This is a genomic window from Kitasatospora sp. NPDC001527, assembly GCF_040298605.1.
GTDB lineage: Bacteria > Actinomycetota > Actinomycetes > Streptomycetales > Streptomycetaceae > Kitasatospora.
Genome location: NZ_JBEPAM010000039.1, coordinates 37,120 through 57,082, shown reverse-complemented (window position 1 = coordinate 57,082; position 19,963 = coordinate 37,120). Strand labels below are relative to the sequence as shown.

17 protein-coding genes are annotated in these 19,963 nt (G+C 73.8%); 5 read left to right on the top strand and 12 right to left on the bottom strand.

Annotation, left to right across the window (positions count from 1 at the left end; all coding sequences use genetic code 11):
• Positions 1-94: 94 nt before the first annotated feature.
• The 9 genes from ABT238_RS28460 to ABT238_RS28420 form a co-directional block, all read right to left on the bottom strand.
• Positions 95-1,552, bottom strand: a complete 1,458-nt coding sequence (locus ABT238_RS28460) for a hypothetical protein (RefSeq protein WP_350797952.1) — start codon at positions 1,550-1,552, stop codon at positions 95-97.
• Positions 1,549-2,238: an RNA polymerase sigma factor gene (locus ABT238_RS28455; RefSeq protein WP_350797946.1), complete on the bottom strand. Its 690-nt coding sequence runs from the start codon at positions 2,236-2,238 to the stop codon at positions 1,549-1,551. The genes ABT238_RS28460 and ABT238_RS28455 overlap by 4 nt, the downstream gene beginning before the upstream one ends.
• A 121-nt stretch (positions 2,239-2,359) precedes the next feature.
• Positions 2,360-3,628: a hypothetical protein gene (locus tag ABT238_RS28450; RefSeq protein WP_350797934.1), complete on the bottom strand. Its 1,269-nt coding sequence runs from the start codon at positions 3,626-3,628 to the stop codon at positions 2,360-2,362.
• A gap of 207 nt (positions 3,629-3,835) precedes the next feature.
• A complete protein-coding gene (locus tag ABT238_RS28445) occupies positions 3,836-4,618 on the bottom strand; it encodes a MerR family transcriptional regulator (RefSeq protein ID WP_350797925.1) in 783 nt (260 codons plus the stop codon).
• Between the two features lie 54 nt (positions 4,619-4,672).
• On the bottom strand, positions 4,673-5,854 hold the full coding sequence (locus ABT238_RS28440; RefSeq protein WP_350798152.1) for a hypothetical protein: 1,182 nt from the start codon (positions 5,852-5,854) through the stop codon (positions 4,673-4,675).
• Between the two features lie 246 nt (positions 5,855-6,100).
• Complete coding sequence (locus ABT238_RS28435) at positions 6,101-7,423, bottom strand: LPXTG cell wall anchor domain-containing protein (protein WP_350797916.1); 1,323 nt, start codon at positions 7,421-7,423, stop codon at positions 6,101-6,103.
• 324 nt (positions 7,424-7,747) lie between these two features.
• Positions 7,748-8,632, bottom strand: a complete 885-nt coding sequence (locus ABT238_RS28430; RefSeq protein ID WP_350797879.1) for an NAD(P)-dependent oxidoreductase — start codon at positions 8,630-8,632, stop codon at positions 7,748-7,750.
• A gap of 168 nt (positions 8,633-8,800) precedes the next feature.
• Positions 8,801-9,214 (bottom strand): YunG family protein, encoded by a 414-nt coding sequence (locus tag ABT238_RS28425; protein WP_350559062.1) that lies wholly within the window; start codon positions 9,212-9,214, stop codon positions 8,801-8,803.
• A 242-nt stretch (positions 9,215-9,456) separates the two neighbouring features.
• Complete coding sequence (locus ABT238_RS28420; protein WP_350559065.1) at positions 9,457-10,020, bottom strand: GlcG/HbpS family heme-binding protein; 564 nt, start codon at positions 10,018-10,020, stop codon at positions 9,457-9,459.
• Positions 10,021-10,265: 245 nt separating this feature from the next.
• On the opposite strand from ABT238_RS28420, the gene ABT238_RS28415 reads away from it, so the two are divergent.
• The 5 genes from ABT238_RS28415 (at position 10,266) to ABT238_RS28395 (ending at position 15,962) form a co-directional block, all read left to right on the top strand.
• Positions 10,266-11,549, top strand: a complete 1,284-nt coding sequence (locus ABT238_RS28415; protein WP_350559068.1) for a sensor histidine kinase — start codon at positions 10,266-10,268, stop codon at positions 11,547-11,549.
• Positions 11,546-12,190 (top strand): response regulator, encoded by a 645-nt coding sequence (locus tag ABT238_RS28410; protein WP_350559071.1) that lies wholly within the window; start codon positions 11,546-11,548, stop codon positions 12,188-12,190. The genes ABT238_RS28415 and ABT238_RS28410 overlap by 4 nt, the downstream gene beginning before the upstream one ends.
• 491 nt (positions 12,191-12,681) lie before the next feature.
• Entirely contained in the window at positions 12,682-13,332 is a 651-nt protein-coding gene (locus ABT238_RS28405) for a TetR/AcrR family transcriptional regulator (protein WP_350559074.1), read from the top strand.
• Positions 13,333-13,485: 153 nt separating this feature from the next.
• Positions 13,486-13,788: a hypothetical protein gene (locus ABT238_RS28400; protein WP_350797815.1), complete on the top strand. Its 303-nt coding sequence runs from the start codon at positions 13,486-13,488 to the stop codon at positions 13,786-13,788.
• A gap of 677 nt (positions 13,789-14,465) precedes the next feature.
• Complete coding sequence (locus tag ABT238_RS28395; RefSeq protein WP_350797805.1) at positions 14,466-15,962, top strand: hypothetical protein; 1,497 nt, start codon at positions 14,466-14,468, stop codon at positions 15,960-15,962.
• Positions 15,963-16,503: 541 nt separating this feature from the next.
• Here the strand turns inward: ABT238_RS28395 and ABT238_RS28390 are convergent.
• From ABT238_RS28390 to ABT238_RS28380, 3 genes are read right to left on the bottom strand one after another with little or no spacing between them, the layout of a single operon-like run.
• Positions 16,504-18,810 carry a hypothetical protein gene (locus ABT238_RS28390; protein WP_350797794.1) on the bottom strand — a complete coding sequence of 769 codons (2,307 nt, stop codon included), beginning with the start codon at positions 18,808-18,810 and terminating at the stop codon, positions 16,504-16,506.
• Positions 18,807-19,475, bottom strand: coding sequence for an ABC transporter ATP-binding protein (locus tag ABT238_RS28385; RefSeq protein ID WP_350797786.1), 669 nt, complete (start codon positions 19,473-19,475; stop codon positions 18,807-18,809). Before ABT238_RS28385 ends, ABT238_RS28390 begins: the two co-directional genes overlap by 4 nt.
• Positions 19,476-19,511: 36 nt before the next feature.
• Entirely contained in the window at positions 19,512-19,907 is a 396-nt protein-coding gene (locus ABT238_RS28380) for a hypothetical protein (protein ID WP_350797773.1), read from the bottom strand.
• Positions 19,908-19,963 lie beyond the last annotated feature (56 nt).

Below are 19,963 nucleotides of genomic sequence, written 5' to 3'. Positions count from 1 at the left end.
CGGGCGGCCGTACCGCCCGAGCCGCCGGCGGTCCGGCCCCCGAGCAGTGGGGGCCGGACCGCCGGCGGCGTTTTCGGGGTGGCCCGGGCGGCCCTCAGCGGCCGGCGATGGCCATGCTCGGGTAGATGACGACCGGTGCGGCCTCCTGCCCGTCCCCCGTGGCCCCCACGACCGCGGCGAAGCTCTCGGGGTCGGAGTTCCAGCCCTCCGGCACGCTGAGCCAGAACGAGAAGGTCGTCGACTCGTGCGGCCGGACCAGCCGTTCCAGCAGGGAGGTGTCGACCACCCCCCGCCCCGCCTGGTTCCGGGTGACCGGCAGGCTGCGCCGCCCCTCGGTGCCGTACCCGGCCTGGACCATGATCTGGCTGCCCGCCTCCGTGCCGCTCAGCAGGACGGTCGGGAACACCGAGGCCAGCGGCGCCGCACCGGGATTGCGGACGGTCAGCGTGAAGGTGGCGGCCCGTCTGCCGGGCTCGGTGAAGTCCTCGAGGAGTTTGACCGTGAACTCGGGCGCCATCCGGGCGGCGGCGGGAGCCTTGGACAGCCGCAGGGCGGTCAGCACCGACGCCTCCACCAGGCGCTGCGGCGTGGCCGGTGTCAGGGCCAGGGCCTCGATCAACAGCGTCCCCTCCCCGCTGTCGATCGAGGGGTCCAGCCGGTAGCGGACCGTCCGGGAGGCCCCGGGGGCCAGGGGGAACGCCGCCTCGTCGCCCGATGCCAGGTAGTTGCCCGAGGCCTCGGTCAGCGGGACGTCCGTCCAGGCGCCGCCCTCGTCCTCGCGCTGCAGCCGGCCGCGCAGCGACCGGCCGTCGCCGTCCGCGTCGGCGAGCGAGCGGACCGCCACCACGGGGGCCACCTTCCCGTACGTGATCTCGGTGGTGTTGTGCCAGGTCACCGTGAAGGTCACCGGGCCGGCGCCCACCATCGCCTCCCTCCCGGCCAGGCCGTCGAAGCTCAGCTCGATGCCCTGGGGGGAACGGACCACGCCCCCGTTGCCCGCGGGCGGGTCGCCCGCCGCCCGCGTCGCGGCCGCCGTCCCGTCCGGCTGCGGGGAGGCCGCGCCGGTACCCGGCCGGGTACTGCCCGGACCTTGGCCGCCGGAGGAACCGGAGGTGCCGGGGGCGGGCGTTCCGGAGGCGTCGTCCGGGCCCTGCGAGGCGCCCTGGGCCGGGGCCCCGGCCGGGCGGCCGAGCACGTCGGTGGGCCCGTCGGTCGGGGACCTCGGGTCCGGGTCCCGGCTCGGGTCGGCGCTGGTGCTCATCGTGGCCGCCGGTGCGTCGTCGCCCTTGTCGGCGAGGGTGTCGCCGGGGACGGTGAGCACGCCGATGACCGTCGCCGCGGCCAGCCCCATCAGCGGCAGGCTCACCAGGTAGGCGGGCCGGCGGCGGATCCGGGGGCCGCTCGGCGGGTCGGCCGGGCGCAGGTCCTGGGCGGTGATCCGGACGGCGCGGGCCGCCATGGCCTCCCGGAGCAGGCGCTCCACCGGTGACTCGCCGCCGGGGCCCGTGCCGCGGCCCGCCCCGTCGGACGTGGGGCGCCGCTCCTCGCTCATCGGGCGTCCTCCAGCTTCTTCTCGAGGGCGTCCAGAGCCCGGCTGGCAGTGGACTTCACGGTGCCGCGGGACACCGAGAGGATCTCCGCGATCTGCGACTCCGACAGGTCCGACCAGTAGCGCAGCACCAGCACCTCCCGCTGGCGCGCGGTCAGCTCCTGCAGGGCCACCAGCACCCGGCGGTGCTCGTCGTGGAGCACCGCGTGGTCCTCCGCCGACGGCGCGTCCGCCTCGTGGGGCGGCACGTACTCGCGGGCCGTGCGGCGGCGGCGCAGCACCGACCGGGCGCCGTTGACCACGGCGGTGCGCAGATAGGCCAGCGCGTTGTCCAGGTCGTCCAGTTGCTCGCCGTGCCGTTGGTAGAGCTTGGCGAAAGCTTCCTGCACGACGTCCTCCGCCTGGTCCTGGTGGTCGACCAGCAGCACCGCGAGGCGGACCAGGCTGAGCCGGTGGGTGAGGTAGAGGTCGGTCAGCGACGGCCGGCCCTCGTGCGTCCGGCCGCCGCCGGGCAGCAGCAGGAACCCGGCGCGGCGCCGACCGGCCGACTGCGCGGCGACGGGGATGTCGAGCACCTCGCCCCCGCCCTGCGGCGCCTCCTGGGCGCCGAACAGCAGCGTCACCAGTCCGCGCAGGGTCGCCCCCCACCCCCGGCCGGACCCGGCGGCCGGCCCGATGGCCATGGACATCCGTCTTCGCTCTCCCCCCGACGGCGTTCCGGTTCCACGGCGGCGCGTCAGGACATCGTCTTCGGGTGGCCGGAGCGGTCGTGCTGAACGGCCCGGCCCTGCTCTCTCGGTTCTCCGCCCGCTACCAGCCGGCCCTGAGCAGCGGAACGATCGCCGCCCGGTCGGGCAGTGCCCGGCCGTCGACGCCGGCACCCGCCGTCATCAGGACGACCGCCTCGGGCATCCACCCCGACGGCACGTTGAGCCGGAACTCGTAGACCACGCTCTCCCCCGGCCCGAGCACCCGGGTGAGCCCCGTGGTGTCCAGCCGGACCCGGCCCTGCTCGTCGACGGATCCCTGGAGGCGGAGCCACTCGCCGTCGGCCAGCACCTCGGCGATCAGGTCGGCCGGCGACAGGTCGTGCTTGCCGTTCCAGGTCCCCCGGTCGGTCACCGTCAGCGCGGGGGTGACGGTGTGCTGGGCGAAGCCGTCCAGGTTGGCCAGCTCCACCTGTACCTCGGAGGGGAGCCGGCCCCTGGTCCCGTCGCTGGGCTTCGTCATCGAGAACTGGACCGGCTGGTCCACCTTCACGTTCACCTGGGCCTTCGCGCCGCCGGCCCGCACCGCCTTGGCGCTGCGGCCGATCCATCCCTCGGCCTGGACCGGCAGCCGGCCCGACGGGCTGCCGACGGACAGGGTCAGCCGGTAGCGGACCGTCCGGCTCTCTCCGGGGTCGAGCGCGAACGCGCCCGGCTGGGAGCCGCTGCCCACGCCCGGCTGGTCCAGCTTGACCTCGCGCCACTCGTCGAGGTCCTTGCGGTCCAGCATCCCCATGGCCGTCCTGCCGGGGCGGGCGAGCACGGCCGGGTAGTCGTACGGGAGCACCCGCACCACCGGGACGACCTCGTCGTAGCGCTGCCGGGTGGTGTTCCTCCAGGTCACCTCGAAGTCGAGGTAGCTGCCGCCGGCGTGGATCTCCCAGGCCCCGGAGAGCGGGAGCATGGAGACGTCGACGGCCTCGGCGACCGCGCCGGGCATCTCCTCGGGCCAGGACGGGGAGGTGCCGCGCGCCGTGCCGGACCCCGGCGTCGGCCCGGGCGCCGGCGTCCGGTCGGCCGCGGCGACCGGGGCGAACACCGGCGCGCCCCCCTCGGCCACCGGCGCGGTCAGCGCCGACCGCATCCGCGCCGGCCCGGCCGGTGCCGGCTCCCCCGGCACCGCCTCCACCAGTGCCGCACCGACCGGTGCCGTGCCTATGGACCCCGCCCCGGTGGACGCCGCCCCGACCGCCCGTGCCGGGCGGAGCTCCGCGCCGTCCTCGGCGGGGAGCAGCGCGTAGCCGGCCGCACCGGCGACAACGGCCGCCAGCGGAACGGTCCTGACGAGACGCCGGACAGTGGACGGGCGCATGGTGGTTTCCCCGTGGTAGTCGGACTCTGCCTGTGCGGCGAGGCCCGGAACCGGCGCGGTCGGACCCGCGCCGAATCGGCCCTCACCCTTTCAGACGCCCAAGTACCCGCGGGGTTGTGGGGTGTTCGAAGAAAATTTCGTCGTGGCCGGAACGACCCGCCTCCGACGGCGGTGCGGCCCGCCCCCGGGGGGCCGGGCCGCCGTCCGCTACTCCTGCCCGCCGGTGCGCAGCTCCGCGTTGGCGAGCATGGCGTCGTGCAGCCACTGGGCGAGGCCGGGGGCGAGATCCTCGTAGACCTTCGTGAAGCGGGGGTCGGCGAGGTACATCCCGGCGATGCCGCGGTGGATCTCGAAGGTGCAGTCGTAGAAGTTCTCGCGGATGTGCCGGCGGTGCTCCTCGGCGAGGTCCACGGCCCGGCCGCCGTCGGCGGGTTCGCCGGCGGTGAAGGCCTCCACCAGGCGGGCGTTGAGCGCGTCCGTCTCGGCCTTGATCCGCTCCCAGTCGGCCTTCTCGTAGCCGCCGGTGCGACGCTGGGACTCCGCCCAGGCCGCGGTGTCGCCCCAGCGCTGCTCGGCCTCGGTCTCCCACTCCTCGCGGTAGTGCTCGCCGAAGAGCTCGAACTTCTCCTCCGGGGTCAGCTGGATACCCATCTTCTCTGCCTCCATGGCGTGTTCGACGGCCGCGGCCAGTTTCTGGAGATGGGCGATGCGGTCGGTCAGCAACCGGTGCTGGCGCCGCAGGTGCTCCCTCGGACTCACCGAGTCGTCGTCCAGGACGGCCGCGATCTCCTCCAGGGGGAACCCGAGTTCGCGGTAGAACAGGATCCGCTGCAACCGGCCGAGGTCGGCCTCGTCGTACCGGCGGTAGCCGGCCGGCGTGCGTCCCCGGGGGGACAGCAGGCCGATCTCGTCGTAGTGGTGCAGGGCGCGGACGGTCACCTTGGCGATCCTCGCCACCGTGCCGACCGTGTACCCGTCGTCGGTGTTCATCCGGGTTCTCCCTCCGTGCTGACCACGACCCTCCCTCCTCCCGTTGCGTGAGGGTCAAGCCGGTTCCGGTACGGGTCGGTCGGCGGCCGGCCCGCGTTCGGCGCGCCGCCGCGCGCCGTCCTGACCGGCGACCCGTCGCGAGCCGCCGCCGCGCCCGCCGCGCCGCGGCCGGGTGGGCCAGAGCAGCACGTAACCCGCCGAGAGCACCACGAAGGCGAGCCGGACGAACCCGCGCGCCGGGTCGGACGGGAGGAACAGCGTGCCGCTGTACAGGGCGGCCAGCGCTGTCCAGCTCCACCACGGCACCAGCCGCCGCTGGCCGACCGTGTCCCAGAGCAGCGTGCCGAGCAGGATCGACGCCGAGTAGTACGTGTAGACGCTCGGGTCGAGCAGGATCCGGGCGTCCGCCCCCAGCAGGACGACGGCCGGCCAGCGGCCTCGCCACACCGCCAGGCAGCCGAGGGACAGGCCGAGGGCGAACTGCGCCGGGCGGTCCCACCACGGCGTCGCCGGATCGGTCACCCCGAACCAGCGCAGCGCCGAGGCGGGCTGGTTGGGGATGGTGAACTTCGCGGCCGCCATGGTGTCCAGGTCGCCCAGGTAGAACGGCAGCCAGGCGACGGCCACCAGCCCGGCGAACCAGAGCGCCGCCCGCGGCCATCCGGCCCTGGGCAGCGCGAGGACCAGCGGCGCGAAGGCCAGCGCCCAGGGTTTGGCGTCCACCGCCAGCGCCAGGTGCACGCCGACCAGGGCGGCCCGGCCCCGGCTGAGCTCGTACGCGGCGAGGGTGGTGAAGAACAGCGCCAGCACGTCGTCCAGGTGCGCGAAGCGCACGGACACCTCGACCCACATCGGGATGAACGCCAGCCCGGCGATCAGCAGCCGCTGCTGGAGCCGGCGGTGGTTGGTGCCGGTGCCCAGGTAGTACCGGGCGGCGGTGCGGCCGACCAGGACCAGCATCGCCAGGCCCAGTGCGGACATCACCGCCTCGGCGAGCACTTCGCCGGTCCCCGGCGGGAACGGGGCGAAGAGCCGGGCCACCGCCAGGCTGACCGGGCCGATCTGCAGCTCGGGGTGGTGGGCGTAGAGCCCGAGGCCGCCGTCCGGCCGGCCGCTGAAGAGCAGGTCCTCGCCCTGGCGCAGGTAGTGCCAGGAGAACCCGCCGTTCGGCGCGACCAGCAGGAACCAGAGGAGCGTCCAGGCGGACAGCACCACGTGGTGTCTGCGGACCGGCAGGCCCGCGATCCGGCCGGTGGTGGCCGCGTGGTCGGTGCCGGCCCGCGCCGCGTGCCGCGACCGTGCCGGCCCTGCCGAGCGCCCCGCGCCCCTTCCCCGCACCCCGGTACCTCGCCTGCCCCCGTGTCGGCCCCCTCGGACGGTCATCCTAGGCACGGCCCGGGCGGCCCTTCGCACCCGCCCGTGCCCCCGGTGGACCGGGGACACGGGCGGGTGGTGCGCGTCGTGTGGCGCGCCGTCGGCGGATCAGCCGTGCTGCGCGGCGCGACGGCGGCGGAGCACCACCAGGGTGCCGACACCGGCCGCGAGGACGGCGCCCCCGGCGATGGCGATGCCGGTGGTGTCGTCACCGCCACCGGTGGTGGCCAGGGCCTTGTCGGCGTTGGACCGCGCCTGGACGACGGCCTCCGGGGTGATCGGCAGCGGCGCGATGGCCGGCACCTTCACCGGGAAGTCGATCGGCTGCCGGGCACCGGTCTCCTCGTCGTCGCCCGGCGTGCCCGCCGGGGCCGAGGTGACCGGGCCGGAGGCGCTCGGCGACACGCTCGCGCCGGAGGTCGTCGACGCGCTCGGCGACGCGCTGGGGGAAGCGCTCGGCGAAGCGCTGCCCGACGGCGTCGCGCTCGCGCTCGGCGTGGCGGTCGCGGACGGCGTCGTGCTCGACGTGGCGCTCGGCGTCGCGGTGGCGGACGGGGTGCCGGTCGCCGACGGGCTGGTGCTCGCGCTCGGCGTGGCCGTGGCGCTCGGGCTGCCGGTCGGCTGCCCGGTCGGCGTCCCGGTGGCGGACGGCGTGGTGGTCGGCGAGGTGGTCGCCGACGGCGAGGTGGTGGCCGAGGGGCTGCCGGTCGGGCTCGCGCTCGGGCTGGTCGTCTTGGTGGGCGTCGGCGTGGCGGTGGGGCTCGGCTTGCCGCCCGCCACGATCCTGAACCGCTCGGCGCACTCGCCGTCACCGGCGAACTCACCCGGTCCGACCGGCTTGTTGGCCTCCACCTTGGAGGCGAAGACCACCGGCACCACGCCGGCCGTGCCGAGCGGCGCGTCCTTGGTGACCGAGACGCGGACGGTGACGGTGACGCTGTTGCCCTTGTTCACGGCGAGCAGCGAGCTCTTGTAGTCCGGCACCGCGTTGTCGATGAGCTTGGCCAGCAGGAACAGCACGCCCTCGTCGTCGCTCTCGCCGCCGCCCGGCGCGGGCTTGGCAGGCAGCCAGCTCTTGGTCCGGTCCAGCGACTCGGGCAGCTGGTACTCGACCTTGAGGTGCTCCCCGCGCAGGTTGCCCTTGGCGTTCTTGAACTTGAGCAGCGGGTAGTAGACGAAGTCGTGCTTGGTGTTGTTGTCGACCGTGAAGTTGAACAGCTTGGTGTCGCCGCCGGCGACGAAGGTCCGCGGCACCCCGTCCAGGGACAGGTCGAGCGCGCGGGCGGCGGCCTTGTCGGCCTGCGCCGCGGCGGCGGGCGACGATCCGGTGGTGGCGGCTGCCACCGCGCCCTGGGCGCCGGTCAGGGCCATCGAGGCGGCGAGCGCTGCGGCGCCGGCCAGGGCGAGACTGCGAGGTATGGAGATGGACAAGGGAGACCTCACGAGAGTGTCCGGGCGCGGCCCGGGAGCGCGGAAGGACCGAGCGGCCGTCCGAGCCGCGATCCCCCCGCGAAGCTGAAAGTCCGACGGAGACTACCGAAGGCCGCGACGGCGCCGGAAGGCGGGTGCCGGTTTCCGGCGGCGGTCGGAGGAATTCTGTCCGGTTGGCCCAACTCTGCCCCGGCACAGGGCTTTTGCTCCCGACCGCCAGGTGGCGCCGGGGTGACCGGTACACGTCCGCAGGACGGTACCGCACGGCCCCTCGCCCGCGCCGCTCCGTTCCGCCCTCCGCCCGCGCCGTTCCGTCCTCGCGCGCTACTCCGGCAGCCCGGCCCGTCGGCGCGCGACGGCCGCGACCGCCGCCCAGTCCTTCTCGCCGTCCCCGTGCGCCAGCGCGTCCAGGAACGCGTCCCGCAGCACGCTGCCGAACGGCAGCGGCACGTGCTTCGCCTCGCCAGCGGAGAGCGCGAGGCCGACGTCCTTGAGTCCGAGCGGCAGCTTGAACCCGGCGGGCTCGTAACGGCGTTCGGCGACCATCGCGCCGTAGCCGGAGTAGATCGGCCCCGGGAAGAGCGTCCCGCTGAGCATCTCGATCAGGTCGGTCGGCCGGACGCCGTTGGCCTCGGCCAGGCTGCACGCCTCGGCCATCGACTCGATCGCGCAGGCGAGCAGGAAGTTGGCGCTGATCTTGGCGGTGTTGGCCTGGCCCGGGCGCTCGCCGAAGTGCCAGACCCGCCGGCCCATCGCCGCGAACAGCGGCTCGACCGCCGCCAGCGACTCCGCGCTCCCGGCGGCCAGGATGTTGAGCTCACCGGCCTCCGCGACCGGCGGGCGGCCGAGCACCGGCGCGGCGACGTAGCCGATGCCGTACTCGGCGTGCAGGGCCTCGGCGCGCTCGGCCAGGGCGACCGAGACGGAGGCCATGTTGACGTGCACGCCCGCCGTGGCGGCCTCCAGCAGGGCCGGGTCGAGCAGCAGCCGCTCCACGGCGTCGTCGTTGGCGAGCATCGAGACGACCACGTCGGCCGCGAAGACGTCGGCCAGACCGTCGGCGGCCAGGGCGCCCCGGGCGACCATGGCGGCCACCGGCGCGGGCGAGCGGTTCCAGACCCGGACGGTGTGCCCGGCCTTCACCAGGTTGCCGGCCATGCCCTGCCCCATCGCGCCCAGTCCGACGAAGCCGACCGTCATCCCGCTCATCGCGCACTCCCGCTGTCGCCCGGCGGCCGGAGCGGTCCTCCGACCACGATCAACCGACTGTACGTCAGACGCCGGACACCGGAGGCCGGGCGCCGTACGCCGGAGGCCGGACGGTCGTGCGATCGGCCAGGTCGCGCCACCGGGGGCGGGTGCCGGGTGAGCGCCGCGTCAGGCCGCCGCGGCGTGCCGCCCGTCCGCCGAGCCGGCCTCCAGGTGCGCGACGACCCGGTGGCGCAGCAGCTGGTACTGCGCCTGCAGGCGGCCGGGGCGCAGCGGGCGGGCGACCGGCCGGCCGGGGCCGACCCGCTCGTCCGGGCCGAACCGCGAGCGGGTCATGTCGATCTCGGCGCCGGCCGCGGACCGGTTCCACCAGTGCAGGTCCGTGCGGACCCCGTCGGTGGACACCTCGCCCATCATCAGCTCGCCGCCGAGCAGGTCGTGCACCACCAGGGCGGTCGCCCGGCACTGGCCGTGGGCGGGATTGTCGGGACGCCACTGGGCCTGGTCCTCGGGCGCGCAGGTGTCGACACCCCAGGAGGAGCGGATCGCACGTTCGATGTCGTTGAGGGTCCACGCCGTCATAGCGGGAAGCCTGCCACGCGCCACCGACAGCGGCAGCGGCTTTTCGGCGGACGGCCCCGTGTTCTGCGGCGACCGGCGCGACCTTCACCCGTACGGGGAACCCACCGGGGCGGTGGAGTGCGCCGGGGCGGTCGGGGGTCCGCCCCGGCGCGCGCGGGCCGGCCGCGCGCCCTCGCCGGCGGCCGGTGCTCTCGGCGGGTGCTGCTCGGCGGGCGCTCTCGGTGGGTGCTGCTCGGTGGGTGCTACTTGGCGAGCGCCTCGACGCCCGCCTGCGCGAACTGCTCGTCGAGGTCGCCGCTGGGCGCGCCCGCGACACCGATGGCCGCCACCGGCGCGCCCTTGGACTGCACCGGGGCACCGCCGGCCAGGAACAGGGTGTTCGGGATGTCCTTGAGGTTCGGGGCCTGGGCGAGGCGCTTGGCCAGCTCGGAGGTGGGCGCGTTCCAGGAGACCGCCGTGAACGCCTTGCGCACCGCCGACTCCGGCGACTGCGGGCCGGCGCCGTCGCCCTTGAGCAGCACCCGGGTGACGCCGTCGCGGTCGACGACGGCCACCGAGACCCGCTGGCCGGCCTTGGCGGCCGCGTCCAGGGTGGCCTGGGCGGCCTTGGTGGCGGCCTCGATGGTCAGGCCGGTGGTCTGGGCCAGGTTCTTGTTCTGGGCGTCGGCCTTGACCGCGGCGGCGGCGACGGCCGGGGTGTCGGTGGCCTCGGCGCTGGCCGAGACGGCACCGACGGTCGCGGCGGCCAGCGCGGCGGCGGCGACGGTGCCGGTCAGCACCTTGGTGCGAACGGAGGTCTTCTTCATGGTCCGGCTCCTCGTCGGATGGCGGTGGTGGGGACGGGTTCGATCCTGCGTGGACGGCCCCCCGCGCCACATCGGCGGTCCGGACACCGCGGCCGGGCATGATGGACGACGGGCCCGTCAGCCGATCGGTTGATGCGTCCCCGGACCGGACGGGCCACCATCGGAGGATCGCCGCAGCCCGGACCGGCGGCCACCGGCGGCCACCGACGACCGCGACGGCGAGCGGACAGAGCGAGGAGCGGCCCGTGCACCACCCCGGCCCCCCGCCCGCCTCCCCCGGATCCGCCGTCGCCCCCGTCGGCCCCTCCTCCCCCGACCCGGACGCCGGCCGGCTGGCCGTGCTGCTCGACTCGGCGTTCCTCCTCCTGCTCGCCGCCTCGCTCAGCCGCTTCCTCACCCACCACCCCGGCAACCCGCGCATCCCCTGGGTGCTCGGCCTGAGCATCGCCCTGGCCGTCGTCCAGCCGGTCGGCTCCTGGCTCGCCCACCACCGTCCGCCCGCCCCCGGGCAGCGCCGCCGCGCCTGGCCGCTGGCCGTGGTGACCGTGCTCTGGGTGGTCCTGGTGCTGCTCGCGCCGAGCTTCTCCTGGTGCGCCGTCCCGCTGGTCTACACCGCCCTGCGGACGCTGCCCACCCCGGCGGCGATCCCGCTGGTCGCGGCGCTCACCCTGCTGGTGGTCGTCGGCGAGGTCCGGCTGCCGGGCCCGCCGGACGCCAACCTCGTGCTGCTGCCGCCCGCCGTCGCCGCGCTGGCCACCGGCGTCTTCCTCTACATGGAGCGGCAGGCCGAACGCCAGCGCGCGCTGATCGCCGACCTGGTCCGCACCCGGCGCGAACTCGCCGCCACCGAACGGCGGGAGGGCACGCTGGCCGAGCGCGAACGGCTGGCGATGGAGATCCACGACACCCTCGCCCAGGGCCTGTCCAGCCAGCAGATGCTGCTCCAGGCCGCCGACCGCACCTGGGACGGCGACCCGGCGACCGCCCGGGGCCACGTCCGCACCGCCGCCGAGGTGGCCGCCCGCAACCTCGCCGAGGCCCGCCGCTTCGTCCACGACCTCGCGCCCGCCGAGCTGGCCGACGGCCGCACCCTGGACCAGGCGCTGCGCTCGCTCGCCGAGCGGGAGTCCGCCGAGAGCGGGTTGCCGGTCCGCTTCCACCTGGACGGCACGCCGGTGCCGCTGCCGGCGGCCGCGCAGTCGGCGCTGCTGCGGATCGCCCAGGGGGCGCTGGCCAACGTCCGCGAGCACGCCGGGGCCTCGGCCGCCGGGCTGACCCTCTCCTTCCTCGGCGACCAGGCCGTCCTGGACATCGCCGACGACGGCCGAGGCTTCTCCCCCGCCGCCGCGCCCTCACCCGCCCCCGCCCCCTCGGGCCGCGGCCACGGCCTGCCGGCCATGCGCGCCCGGCTGCGCCAGCTCGGTGGCACCCTGACCGTGGAGAGCGCCCCCGGCGAGGGCACCGTGGTCTCCGCCGCCGTCCCGCTCACCCCCGACCGCCCGTCCCCGGGCCCTGGAGCCGTCCGATGAACCCCACCCCCGCCCCGTCCCCGGTCCGGCTGCTGGTCTGCGACGATCACGCCGTGGTCCGGGCCGGCCTGCTCGCCCTGCTGGCCAGCGCCGGCGACATCGAGGTGGTCGGCGAGGCGAGCAGCGGCGAGGAGGCGGTCGACCTGGCGGCCCGGCTGGCCCCGCAGGTGGTGCTGATGGACCTCCAGCTCGGTGACGGCATCGACGGCGTGGAGGCCACCCGCCGGATCACTGCGGCCCCGCACGCCCCGCACGTCCTGGTCCTGACCACGTACGACACCGACGCCGACATCACCCGGGCGATCGGCGCGGGCGCGACCGGCTACCTGCTGAAGGCCGAACGGCCGGAGGAGCTGTTCGCCGCGGTGCACTCGGCCGCGCGGGGGCGGACGGTGCTCTCGCCGCCGGTCGCCTCCCGGGTCATGGCGCAGATGCGGGCCCCGGCACCGCAGCTCACCGAGCGCGAGACGGACATCCTCGCCCAGCTCGCCCAGGGGCTCGGCAACCGGGAGATCGCCCGCGCGCTGTTCATCAGCGAGGCGACCGTGAAGACCCACCTGGGCCGGATCTACGACAAGCTGGGGGTCGACACCCGGGCGGGCGCGGTGGCCGTCGCCAAGGAACGCCGCCTGCTCCGCTGACACCGACACGCCGCTCGATACCGACAGGCCGTTCGGAATGTCGGACTCCGAACAAGCGCCCCCACCGCACCGCGCCCCCGCCCGGTGGCCTCCGAACGACCGGCCTCCACCAGCCCGTTTCCCCGTGGCCGCGCTTCCCCCTTGCCCTCCGGCTCCCCATCCCCGATGGTGGATGCCGCACGGATTCACCATTGACAAACCAACCATGCGGTTTGTTACCGTAATGATCAACGACGCCCCACCTCAAGGGGGCTTGCCGGGCCTGTGCGGAGCGCTCTCGCCGGAGAGCGGCGCCAGGGGGGACGGCGGGAGTCCGGGGCGATCGGGGGGAGCGGCGAAGAGCCGCGCGTCGACGCGGCGCGGAGCGAGTCCGGGGGGACTCGCTCCGCGCCTCCCTGCTTTTCCCTCCGGTCCTCCTCACCCGGTGCCATCGCGACCCCCACGGGTAAACTGCACCGGGTAGTGCAACACCCCGAGGAGGGACCCGCCCGATGAGCACAGTGGACCCGGCACCGACCACCGCCTCACGCCGCATGCCGGAGAAGCGCCGTGCCATCGCCCGCGCGGCGAGCACGGTGTTCGGCCGCGAGGGCTACACCCGGGCCAGTGTCGACGCCATCGCCACCGAGGCCGGCGTCTCCAAGCGCACCATCTACAACCACTTCGGCGACAAGGAGAAGCTCTTCCTCTCCGTCGCCCTGGAGACCGCGGGCGAACTCACCGAGATCGTCGCCGGCCTGGCCGACCGTCACCTGCACAAGATCGTCGACCTGGAGGCCGACCTGACCGCCTTCGCCGTCGACCGCGCCAGGGCCGTCCTGGCCGCCGGCGAGCACTACGCCCTCGGCCGCACCATCCGCGCCGAGGCCGGCAACATCCCGCCCGACGTCCTCGCCGCCTGGCTGGCCGCCGGCCCCCTCGCCTCCCAGCGCGACCTCGCCGACCACCTCGCCCGCCTCGCCGCCCAGGGCCTGCTCACCCTCGACGACCCCGACCTCGCCGCCACCCACTTCACCCTCCTCACCTTCAGCGGCGCGGCCGACCAGTCCTTCTACGGCGCCGTCCCGATCTCCGACGCCGCCCTCCACACCACCGTCACCACCGGCGTCCAGGCCTTCCTCCGCCTCTACCCCCACCCCTGACCAGGGCCCCAACCCTCCACTCCGGCAAGCGAAACGGGTACAGATCCCCCGAACCGGCGACCCCGGCTCTAAACGCGGAACGTCGCGGGCATCCCACCCTCGGTTGCTTCGCAGACGAAGCGACACCCGTGTGACGAGCGAAAGGCCGAAGCCATGAGCCTGCTCCAGACCGGCAAGCTGCAGCTCAACTCCACCCACGCCGCGGAGACCACCGGCGGGGACATCTCGACCTTCACCCAGGTCGCCTTCCCCATGCCCTTCCCCGAGAACACCAACGTGATCGTCGTCCCGTTCGTCCAGACCTTCAATGGCCCCGACACCCCGGGCCTGCGCATCGCCGACGTCACCACCACCGGCTTCAAGATCCGCTTCAACGAACTCGTCGGCACCGGCAGAGCACTGTCCGACGGCCCGCACACCACCGAGACCATCGGCTGGATCGCCACCACCGTCTGACCCGCCCCACCCCGCACAACACGAAAGCCGCAGGTCCAATGACCTGCGGCTTTCGCACTACCGGAGCGGGCGACGAGAATCGAACTCGCGCTCTAAGCTTGGGAATCTCTTCCGCGAGAATCGGCATAACCGCAGGTCAGGGGCCATATGAGGCAACGGGCCTGACGCCCTGAAGCGCGAAATCCTTGACCGCTGTTGACCGTGGTTTACCGCCGTTACCCGTGCACTAGTCGTGCAAGACGCGTTCTGACCGTTTCGATTCGACGGCTGGGCTGCCATCGGCGGCGCCAACCGAAGCTGCTTGGTGATAACCGGCACGGAGGGCCGGGCTCTCGTCGGCCGTCCGGAGGTCGGTTTGGACGTGATCCTGGCGACCGGCCCCAACGGGGTCTCCGACACCGGCATCGGCGCCGCCGACGACATTCGGCGCTTCGAAGTACCGGACGCCACCAGACCCGGGGCAATCCCTGCTCGTGCCGCCTGGCCGAACCTCCGCCGAACAGGCCGGATCGCCTGGGGACGAGCTTCGGATCCGACGACAATCTGGCTGCGGCAAGTAGGACACAGGCTTCAGGTTTCGGTTGCTGCTCGTCCGTACATCACCGCGTACGGTTCGCCGGCCCAACGGCCACCGCCTTCCTTCGGTCCCGCCCACCGCCAGCTGGCAAGCTGCTTGCATGGCGATGATCCCTCCTGCCGATGCCGCAGACTTCACCTTCACGCTGGACGACGCACTCGATGTCCCGGTCCGCGTGCGTTCCGACGGAGATCTGTCGAAGTGGGACCGCAGGAAGGCCCCCAAGGCCGTGCAACCGTGGCCGGCCGCTGACGTGCTGCCGGTGGATGGCGAGTACCTGGCGACGACCACCTGGCGTCAACTCGTGACCGCGGCGGCCGGCGCTGGGCGCGACCTGGCGCCCTGGCTTCGCAAGACGCCGGCCTTTGCCGTCAACGAACTCATCGCTCGCGTCGCGCCGCTGCAGGCGTACCTGTCGCTCAAGGACGTCCCGGCGCCCACGGCTGCGGCGGGGCGTCGTCTGTTCGTGAACGCCGTCTACCGCCACGGCACGGAGCGCAGCGCCCACGCCGCCTTCGGCTACCACCTCGGCATGACGATGGCCCAGTGGTTGACCGTCGGCATGGCCGGACTGCCGGCCACCGTGCATCTGGAGGCGTGCGGGATCCCTGCGCTGACGGACCCGGCGAAGAAGCTCCCCGACCTCTACGGCAACCACGTGGCCGAGGCGCTGCCGTGGCTGATCGAGGCCAAGGCGCGCAAGTCGCTGGGCGCGACCGACATGCGTGGCGGGCAGGCGCAGCTGGATCAGGCGAGCGCGGAGATCGCGGTGCCGCACCGGCAGATGCTCTGCGGAACGGTCCTGCCCGAGCCCGGCCGATGGGAGGACGACCATCTGGTGATGATGGTGCACACCGCTCTCGTCGGCCCGTCCCCGGGTGGCGGCGTCCACTCCCTGCCAGACCCCCCTGGCGGCCCAGGCGTGCCCCCACTGGATGAGTCCCCCGACGAACTGCTGAGCGTCGCACGGGACCAATTGCTCGTGTTCCGGGCCTTGGCGTTCGGCGCGGTGCAGGATCTACGGATCGTGCCGTTGGCGGAGACGGGGGCGGAACCGGCCGGGAGGTATGGGCGAGTGGGCAGGACGTGGCCGCTGGAGTGGGACGCCGGTACTCGTGAGCTGCGTGGCCTGATGCTGGACGAAGGAGTGCCCTACGAGTGGATCCGGCAGCAAGAAGGCCCGGCTGTGCGGGAGTTTGTGGTGGGACGTATCCCTGGCATCGGTGTCCACCTGGGTCTGTCGCGTGGTCTGTACGCGGCCTGCGCCCGCCTGCACCAGGTACAGGCGGAAGTCCCCGCGGAGGAGCCTTTGTTCCCAGCGGACCCCTTCCTCTCGCGGCGCGGCGAGGACGAGGCACGCGAGGAGATGAGCCGCGAGGCACGGCGCACCTACTACGAGCGCGAGCACGAACGTCTGGTGACCGCCAAGCGGGAGATTGCCCGCGCGTATGCGACCCAGGAGGTCCCAACCGGGCTCCTGCACGGCGCTCGCCTCTCGGTGGAGCGGCCCGAAGCCGGCGGGCTGCTGGAAGCAAGGACCGCCGAGACATACGTGGCCGTCGAACCCCCCGACCCGATCCTGCGGGGACGCCGTTGACCCCACCCCCTACCACACCGAGCCGTGCTCAGCCGTCACCGTACGAACCGGACCGAGGCCCGACCCGCTTCGGGAAGACCCACGGCCGGGCCGACTCCGCCATCAGGCGGCGCCCGGCGCGTCGGCCCGGACGGCGGGCCTGAATCCAGGCCCCAGGTGCGGGACGAGGCCGTCCGACAGCCGAGAGCGGGGGACAATGGAAGTCCCCGGTCCACCTCCTGCCGCGGGCCGCCGCGAACGCCAGCAAGACGGTACCGGCCACCGCGAAGCGTGGTACGCCTTCGACCTCAGCCGGAAGGCGGCGCCGGGGGAACGTGCAGATGCCCTTCAGCTCCATCCGCAGATGGCAGTCCGTCCCCGACGTGCCGCGGCGGCGAGTTCGTCCATACCCAGTCCCTCGGGCGGCGCCCTCTGGAGACCTGACGCCTACCAGTCGCTCCACCCCACCCCACCCTCTGCACCACAACGCGGCTCGCTGCCAGTTCGCCAAGGGCCGGCGACACCGGACCATGCTCTCGTGTGCGCGGGCGTCAGCGCTTGGCTACGGCGCTTCGGTAGCGGCCGGCCGTAGGGCGGTGCGGTGGCGTCGGCGCCGGGTTGTGCGCAGGGTGAGTGTGCTGCCAACTGCTGCGGTGACGAGGACGGCGGTGACGCCGCCAGCGGCGGCGAGGAAGTAGGGGAGGTTGCTGTCGAGGTGATCCTCGTTGATGCGTAGGTAGGTGAGGCCGACGGTGGTGGAGGCGAGGGTGGCCAGGGCCATCGTGACGGTGGAGGTGACCAGGGCCTCGGTGAGCTGGACGGCGGTCAAGCGGCGGCGGGCGATGCCGAGGGCGCGCAGGGCGAACCATTCCCGGCGGTGTCCGGTGTCTTCGGCGAGAGTCAGGACGGCGCCGAGGACGGTGATGGCGGCGGCGACGGTCAGCCCGAGCAGGACCCAGCTTCCGGTGCTGTCGAGGACCTGGGACCGTTGGTAGGAGTTGGCCAGCTGGTAGGCGGGTGAGGAGGAGACGACCCAGGTTCGGGCGGTCTCCCAGGCGGCGGTGTCCACGGGGATGCGCATGTAGGTGGAGATCAGGAACGGGGTGCCCAACTCGGCGAGGGCGCCGTCGTCGGGCGGCAGCACCATGAGGGCCTCGATCGGGGCATCCGATCCAGACGGCAGTTCCAGGGTCCCAGCAACGGGCGCAATGCTCGCCTGCCGTGTCCGGTCGGCGGAGCGCAGGATCAGCTCGCCACCCACATCCGGCGCTCCGCCCACTTCTGGTGAGTCAGCGGACCGCAGCATCATCCGGCCGCCGGTGCAGTCGGGGAGGGGCCCGGCCAGGAGGGTTTCCAGTTGGGGGCAGGTGGCGACGAGTGCGGCGTGGGCGGGGCGGGTGGCGGGGTCCTGTCCGGGGGACCACAGGGCGACGGCGGGGACGAGGCCGCGGACGGCGTCCGGTGGCTCGCCGAGCCGCAATGGCACGGCTTCCATGGTCTCGGCCCTGGCGAGGAGGTCGGTGTGGCCGGCGGCCCGGGCCGCTGCGGCCCAGGGCAGGTCGGGCTGGGCCAGCACCTGGGAGACCGGTTGGGCGGCGCCGACGGCGAAGACGGCGATGCCGACCATTCCGGCCACTCGGAAGCGGGTCTGCGGGTCCGCCGCCAGCCGTCGCATCGCCAGCAGCCAGACGACGCCGGCCTCGATGCGGCCCAGGAGTCGGGCCAGCCACTGGCCCGCCCAGGCGGCGGCACTGGGCAGGCCGGTGCCCAGCAGTACGATGGCGCTCCACAACAGCGGGTCGCGGGCCTTGTGCCGGGCGAAGGCCACCGCGAGGAGCAGCAGTCCGGCGCCGAACAGCAGGGCCACCCAGGGGCTGGTGAGCCGGACCGGTTTGAGGAAGCGCACGCTGCGCGAGGCGCGGTCGGAGCCCGCCGCGGTGGCCGCGCCCAGAACCGCGGCAAGAGCGGTGACCCCGAGGACGGCGAGTGCCGACCGTCCGATCGGCACGTGCAGGTCGGCGCCGAACAGGTGGCGGCCGGTGACCGGGAGCGCGAACATGTCCGGCAGCAGGAGGGGCCAGGCGAGCGCGGCCAGCAGTGCGCCGGCGGCGACCGGTGCGGCGCTCTCCAGCGCGCCGGCCAGCCGGGCGTGGGCGGCGGGCAGGCCGAGCAGGCGCAGGGCCTGGTAGCGGGTGGTGCGGACCTGGCGGCCGAAGCGGCTCGCGGTCAGGACGAGGGCGAGCGCGGGCATGACCAGGAACAGCATGCACCCCAGCGCCGGGTACCAGCCGAACCCTGGTCCTCCCCTGTCGCCGAAGCCCGTCAGCGGGCCGTGCTGGGTTCCCAGTTCCTCCGGTGGCACGCCGACATAGGCGAGCAGTTGGCCCGCGCTGCCGACGGCGGTTCGGGGAAGGACCTCGGTGTCCACCGTGGCGAACCACTCGGCGGGCGGGGAGTCCGCGCTGTGAATCAGTTCGTCCAGCGCGGGGCTGACCAGGGCCTTTCCCGGGCGTGGCCAGGCGGAGATCCCCGGCGGGAACGGCCCGCGACCGTCCGGGTCGGCGATCCGGACGATCTTGATGCGGCGGCCGTCGTGGTGGTGCTCCACTTCCGTCCACCCGGTCTCGGCCACCCCCTGCCTGCTGAACACCGGCTCGCCGCCGAAGCCGGGTGGCGGACCGAACACCGGCACCATCGCGCCGGAGCGGGCACTCTCGCGTCCCTGCATCGCCGCCGCGCCGAACGTGGCCAGCACCCCCAGTGCGGCCACCGCACCGACCAGGGTGAGCAGCGCGACCCGGCGCCGCGCCCCACGGGACAGCACCGTGCGCCACGCGACCGCCACGGCCGTCGCCCAGGACGCGCTCACGCGGCTTCCACCACCCGTCCGCCGGCCAGGACCACGGTCCGGTCGGTGCGGGCCGCAAGGAGGCGGTCGTGGGTGACCAGCACCACCGCCGCCCCGTGCTCTCTGGCCTGTTCCAGGAGCAGGCCGAACACCACTTCAGAGTTGTGGTCGTCCAGGGCGCCCGTCGGCTCGTCGGCGAAGACCACGTCCGGGCGGTGCACCAGCGCACGGGCGATCGCCGCGCGCTGCAACTCGCCTCCGGACACCTCCCCCACGGTCCGGCGCCCCAACTGGCCGATCCCGAGCGCGTCCAACTGCTGCGCCGCCCGCCTGCGCGCCTCGCCGGCCCGCACGCCTTGCAGGCGCACCGGCAGCGAGACGTTCTCCAGCAGCGTCAACTCCGGTACCAGGTCACCGAACTGGAAGACGAAGCCGAAGCAGGAACGGCGCAGTTCATCGCGCTGACTGATAGTCATGTTTTCGACCGGTCGGTCACGGTAGAGGACGCTGCCGCTGTCGGCGAGGAGGAGTCCGGAGAGGCAGTGGAGCAGGGTGGTCTTCCCCGAGCCGGAGGCGCCCACCACCCCCACCACCTCTCCGGGGCCGATGCTCAGATCGACGCCCGCCACCGCGGCCGCCGGGCCGTAGCTCAGATGCAGGGCCCGGGCTTGCAGTACTGGTGGCACGCGTTCACTCCTCGCAGCGGCCGGCGAACCGGCGAATCAGGCGGTGGTGCCGAACCACGCGGAGCAGATGTCCGGGTCGTTCTGGCGTTCCTTGCAGACGTGGAACCAGAGGTAGCTGTTGGTCGCCGTGATGCCGTAGTAGCCCCAGTTGGTGTTGATGTCCTGCTGGCGGGAGATCCGGCTGCTGGCCGAGTGGTTCGAGTTGAACGAGTAGTCGACGTAACAGTAGTCACTGTCGTTGTTGTCGACGTCCCGAATGCCGAACCAGTCGGGACCCGAGAGATACTGGGCCTCGCACTGTCCGTTCGAGGCCGATACGACACCGCTGTCGGCCATGGCCTGGCCGGGCATCGCTCCCAGACCCAGGGCCAGCGCCGCAGCGCCGACGGCCCCGCGCCGTATCCAGCGCCCGGTCCGCTGAGAACTCTTCATGAAATCCCCTCCGAAGTCGCCCATGTGATTCATGGGTGCGTACACACGCTATGCAC

Coding starts and splice junctions, on each gene's coding strand:
- ABT238_RS28450 (WP_350797934.1), bottom strand. CDS start 3,628: ATGCGCCCGTCCACTGTCCGGCGTCTCGTCAGGACCGTTCCGCTGGCG.
- ABT238_RS28420 (WP_350559065.1), bottom strand. CDS start 10,020: ATGAAGAAGACCTCCGTTCGCACCAAGGTGCTGACCGGCACCGTCGCC.
- ABT238_RS28460 (WP_350797952.1), bottom strand. CDS start 1,552: ATGAGCGAGGAGCGGCGCCCCACGTCCGACGGGGCGGGCCGCGGCACG.
- ABT238_RS28430 (WP_350797879.1), bottom strand. CDS start 8,632: ATGAGCGGGATGACGGTCGGCTTCGTCGGACTGGGCGCGATGGGGCAG.
- ABT238_RS28380 (WP_350797773.1), bottom strand. CDS start 19,907: ATGAAGAGTTCTCAGCGGACCGGGCGCTGGATACGGCGCGGGGCCGTC.
- ABT238_RS28445 (WP_350797925.1), bottom strand. CDS start 4,618: ATGAACACCGACGACGGGTACACGGTCGGCACGGTGGCGAGGATCGCC.
- ABT238_RS28400 (WP_350797815.1), top strand. CDS start 13,486: ATGAGCCTGCTCCAGACCGGCAAGCTGCAGCTCAACTCCACCCACGCC.
- ABT238_RS28455 (WP_350797946.1), bottom strand. CDS start 2,238: ATGTCCATGGCCATCGGGCCGGCCGCCGGGTCCGGCCGGGGGTGGGGG.
- ABT238_RS28410 (WP_350559071.1), top strand. CDS start 11,546: ATGAACCCCACCCCCGCCCCGTCCCCGGTCCGGCTGCTGGTCTGCGAC.
- ABT238_RS28425 (WP_350559062.1), bottom strand. CDS start 9,214: ATGACGGCGTGGACCCTCAACGACATCGAACGTGCGATCCGCTCCTCC.
- ABT238_RS28395 (WP_350797805.1), top strand. CDS start 14,466: ATGGCGATGATCCCTCCTGCCGATGCCGCAGACTTCACCTTCACGCTG.
- ABT238_RS28405 (WP_350559074.1), top strand. CDS start 12,682: ATGAGCACAGTGGACCCGGCACCGACCACCGCCTCACGCCGCATGCCG.